Source organism: Streptomyces sp. NPDC043870, assembly GCF_056435785.1.
Map to the genome: position 1 here is coordinate 1 of NZ_JBWKDT010000149.1, position 1,243 is coordinate 1,243.

Consider the following 1,243-nt stretch of genomic DNA (forward strand, 5'->3'; position numbering starts at 1 on the left):
ACGAGCTTCACTACTCGGAGAGTTGCGCGATGGCCGCCTCATGACCAGGGGCTATGCCGAGATCGCTGCTACACCACTCGGCGGGACACCATCCGGCATTGGTTCTATCAGGCCTCTATATTGCAGGATGCAGGACCCGGGGAAACCGGTGTGTGGAATGGGGTCAGGCCCAGAAGACGTCGGTGACGATGATCTGGGGTTCGGCGTGGCGGCGGATGAAGGTGTAGATGAGCCATCCGCGGCCTCCGGCGAGGTCGGCGATGTGCGGGCCACCGGGGCTGGTTGAGGCCAGCGGGCGGACCGTGATCCAATGCGGCAGGGAGGCGTCTGTGTCAATGCCGCGGTAATACGGGTCTACGGCAGTGATCAGTTCCGCCCGGGCCGCCAAGGTGAGTTGCCTGCCTTCGGCTGGCATGTCTTCGAATTCCTGACGGGCCTCGGCCGTCCAGTCCATCTGCCAGGGCGGAAGCGGCAGATCGTCCGTCACTGGCCGGGCTCCACGACGGAAGCGGCCCGCCTCAGACGGCTGTACTCGGCCAGCAGTCGGGCGGACTCCTGGGGATCTTCGGATTTCGCGGCACGGGCCTCAAGGTCGTTGAGGCGCGCTTCCAGGCGTGGATCGCGGGCGATGGCGTACTGGGTCCACCACAGGCGCATGAACGCAGGTACGGGGGTGAGATTAAAGGCGTCCCCGATCGCGCGGCGCCAGTGGGCCTCGAAGTCCGGCAGAAGGTGCGGGGCGTGCTCCTGAATAGCCAGGCGCAGGGCCTGGGGGGTGCGTTCGGGCATCGGCGGCACGCGGTCGCCGCCGTGGCCGTTGAACTGAACGGGTTGCGCGGTCATGGTGTGAGGGCTCCTGGTCTTCACTGCCCTGACGGTCAGGCCGCGTCCTGGCCGGCGTCGCTGTCGGGCTGCTGCGCCGCCACCTGCTGACAGCGCTCGAACCACTCGGCGGGCACCAGGTAGGCCAGCGTCTTGCCCTTGCGGGTGATCGCGGCCGCCTCACCCGCGATCCGGGTCCGGTCGAGGATCTCGCCCATCTGCTTACGGAGGTCAATTGTCGTGTACGTCCGCATCTCCATGACCGCATCCTACCCTAACTATCATAGATGTGATAGATGCGGCGGTCTGCCGGTGCGACCGGCCGGAGTTAGTACTCCAGCCGGACTTCTGTATTTCTGCTGGTCAACGGCCTGGCGGTGGGGAGTGTAGCGGGGGTTTTGCATGGGTGGGACGGTCTTGG

General features: G+C 66.0%; 3 protein-coding genes. All 3 read right to left on the bottom strand.

Annotated features, from left to right (window positions below):
* Positions 1–163: 163 nt before the first annotated feature.
* Genes AC0699_RS39775 through AC0699_RS39785 form a run of 3 tightly spaced genes read right to left on the bottom strand, consistent with a single transcriptional unit; the run spans position 164 to position 1,082 of the window.
* A complete protein-coding gene (locus AC0699_RS39775) occupies positions 164–487 on the bottom strand; it encodes a hypothetical protein (protein WP_478671612.1) in 324 nt (107 codons plus the stop codon).
* Entirely contained in the window at positions 484–843 is a 360-nt protein-coding gene (locus AC0699_RS39780) for a DUF6247 family protein (RefSeq protein WP_478671615.1), read from the bottom strand. The genes AC0699_RS39775 and AC0699_RS39780 overlap by 4 nt, the downstream gene beginning before the upstream one ends.
* Before the next feature lie 35 nt (positions 844–878).
* A complete protein-coding gene (locus tag AC0699_RS39785) occupies positions 879–1,082 on the bottom strand; it encodes a type II toxin-antitoxin system prevent-host-death family antitoxin (protein WP_478671618.1) in 204 nt (67 codons plus the stop codon).
* Positions 1,083–1,243: the final 161 nt, after the last annotated feature.